General features: G+C 66.3%; 2 protein-coding genes. One reads left to right on the top strand and one right to left on the bottom strand.

Translation table 11 applies throughout. The features are described from left to right. Nucleotides 1-123 precede the first annotated feature (123 nt). Nucleotides 124-480 carry a hypothetical protein gene (locus Q7T84_RS11435; RefSeq protein WP_304808866.1) on the bottom strand — a complete coding sequence of 119 codons (357 nt, stop codon included), beginning with the start codon at nucleotides 478-480 and terminating at the stop codon, nucleotides 124-126. Between the two features lie 286 nt (nucleotides 481-766). Between Q7T84_RS11435 and Q7T84_RS11430 the strand changes: the two genes are divergently transcribed. Further along, the gene (locus Q7T84_RS11430) at nucleotides 767-2,473 is read left to right on the top strand and encodes a VWA domain-containing protein (protein ID WP_304808864.1); all 1,707 of its coding nucleotides are present in this window, start codon (nucleotides 767-769) and stop codon (nucleotides 2,471-2,473) included. Nucleotides 2,474-2,725: the final 252 nt, after the last annotated feature.

Below are 2,725 nucleotides of genomic sequence, written 5' to 3'. Positions count from 1 at the left end.
CGACGTCGACCAGGCGCGCTGAGTCTCGACTCCGAACCGGCCGGCGCTATCAGGCGCTGGCCGGCGCGGCGAACAAGCCGTCTAGCTTGATGAGCTGGCCCTCATGCCCGGTCGCTCAAACGCTTAGTCGACCGCTGATGCCTTCAGCCTCTCGCAGAGGGCGGATAGCTCGCAGCCGTAGGAAGGCGTGAGCACGACCAAGGTCAGCCGCCCCTCAATGACATGTGCGATCATCTGATCAATGAAGACGCGGTGCTTCTCCGAATATTCACCCGCCACGTTCTCCTGCGGCGCGCCAAGAAGGCTCTCGATCACCGATCGAGGCGGCTGCGTGCCTGAGTAGGCCTCAAGGTTGCAGATGATGTTGCCTTCGCGGAACTCATCGGCCCTGAGATACCGAACCCCAAACAGCTCGATCCGCCATGACACTCCATCGGAGCGGAGCACGGACAAGGTCGCCCCCTGAGCGGCGACGGCCAAACCAGCAAGGGATCCATCGTGAAATGTCGGAAGCATCGCCCTTGTTAGACGGCCCCTTGGGGGTCGCCTAGAGGTGGAAGGTGGGCGATCCACGCCTGTTCGCCCGCGATCAACCTCGCCTTGCCGCGGCCAAGCCGCGATCAGGTCGAGATTTCGCCGCAAGGCGAGCGCCAAGCTGAGCCTTGAAGACTTTTTGAAAGCGAGGATCGCTATGTCGGCGCCTAACGTTTCCCGTAGCGTATCGATGCTCGCCCTTATTGGGCTCGTCGCGGCGCCGTCCGCTCCCATGGCCCAGCCGGCTATCCGCGACGGCGATCCCACGCCCGCGGCTTGCGAGGCCCTGGGCTTCGCGCCGGCCGCGACCGGAGGCTATGGCGGGTCGCCGCGTGGGCATCCGGCGGGGGGACCGATCTATTCCAGGGCTCCGCCGCCCGCTTCCCAGCTAGGGCTCCCGACAATCCCGCCGCTGCCGATCCCGCCGGTCGCCTCAGCGCTTGAGAGCCAGCGCATGGCGCCGCCGGCCCCTTCCCGCCCGCAAATCGTCCTCGGCGGCTCACACCGCGCGATGGAGACCGAGCGTTATCCCGGCGCGGTCGCCAATCCGATCAAAAGGGTCGCCGTGGAACCGGTCTCGACCTTCTCGGTGGATGTCGACACCGCCTCCTACGCCAATGTCCGGCGCTTCCTGAACGACGGCCGCCGCCCGCCCTCGGACGCGGTGCGGGTCGAGGAGCTGGTGAACTATTTCGACTACGGCTACGCCAAGCCCGCCGGCCGCGCCGTGCCCTTCCAATCCTTCGTGGCGGTGACGCCCTCGCCGTGGTCCAGCCAGCGCCAGATCGTCCAGATCGGTCTGCAGGGCTACGACATGCCCCGCGCCGGGCAACCGCCGCTGAATCTGGTCTTCCTGGTCGACACCTCCGGCTCGATGTGGAGCCAGGATCGCCTGCCGCTGGCGACCAAGGCGCTGAACCTGCTGGTCGATCAGCTTCGGCCGCAGGACCGGGTGGCGATTGTCGCCTATGCCGGGTCGGCCGGAGCGGTGCTCGCCCCCACCGATGGGCGCAGCAAGCTGAAGGTGCGGTGCGCCCTGCAATCCCTGCGAGCCGGCGGCTCCACGGCCGGCGGCGAGGGCCTGACCCTGGCCTACGATCTGGCCCGCCAGAACTTCGACGCCAGGGCGGTAAACCGGGTGATCCTGCTGACCGACGGCGACTTCAATGTCGGGGTCGCCGATCCGGCCAAGCTGAAGGACGTGGTGGCCGACAAGCGCAAGGAAGGGGTCTATCTGTCGGTCTACGGCTTCGGACGTGGCAACTACAACGATGTGATGATGCAGACCCTGGCCCAGAACGGCAACGGGACCGCAGCCTATATCGACACCCTGAACGAGGCTCGGAAGCTCTTCCGCGAGGATTTCGCCAGTTCACTGTTCCCCATCGCCGACGACGTGAAGATCCAGGTCGAGTTCAATCCCGCCACCGTCAGCGAGTACCGCCTGATCGGTTACGAGACCCGCCTGCTGGCGCGCGAGGACTTCAACAACGACCAGGTCGACGCCGGCGAGGTCGGCTCAGGCGCCTCGGTGACCGCGCTTTACGAGATCACGCCAGTCGGGGCGCGGCCCTCCAGCGACCCTCTGCGCTATGGAAACCGCAAGGCCCCGGCGCCGGTCACCACGGGCGAATTGGCCTATCTCAAGGTGCGCTACAAGTTGCCCGGACAGAGAACGTCGAAGCTCATGGAGCGGCCGATCGGCGCCCGCGACACCTATTCGAGCGTCCAAGCCGCGCCGGAAGCGGCCCGCTGGGGGCTGGCGGTCGCCGCCTTCGGCCAGATGCTCAAGGCCGATCCGAGGCTCGAACCCAGCTTCGGCTGGACGCAGGTCACCGACCTGGCCCAAGGCGCGCGCGGCGAAGATCCCTACGGCCTACGCGCGGAGTTCGTTCAACTGGTCCGCGCGGCGGGTGAAGCCCGGCCACAGGGCGACTGACTGTCCCAATCGGATGCTCCCCCGCGGGGAGCATCCATCGCCGCCCACTATTTTCGATCTCATCCGCCGCACCGCCAGAACCAAACCGCCCGACGTTCGTTAGTCGTTACGTCCTAATGTGAGGGAGGCGGCGCGTGTTCGACGTCACCGATGCGCACTCTGAGAATCTGATCCGACTCGACCCTTCAGAAGCGCCCCATTTTGGCGCTCCGGGCCGTGTTGGTTTCCACCTGATCGACACCACCATGATGT

Source organism: Phenylobacterium sp. (assembly GCF_030654915.1).
Taxonomy (GTDB): domain Bacteria; phylum Pseudomonadota; class Alphaproteobacteria; order Caulobacterales; family Caulobacteraceae; genus Phenylobacterium.
The sequence above is the reverse complement of the archived record's forward strand: the minus strand, read 5'-3'. Positions and strand labels throughout refer to the sequence as shown.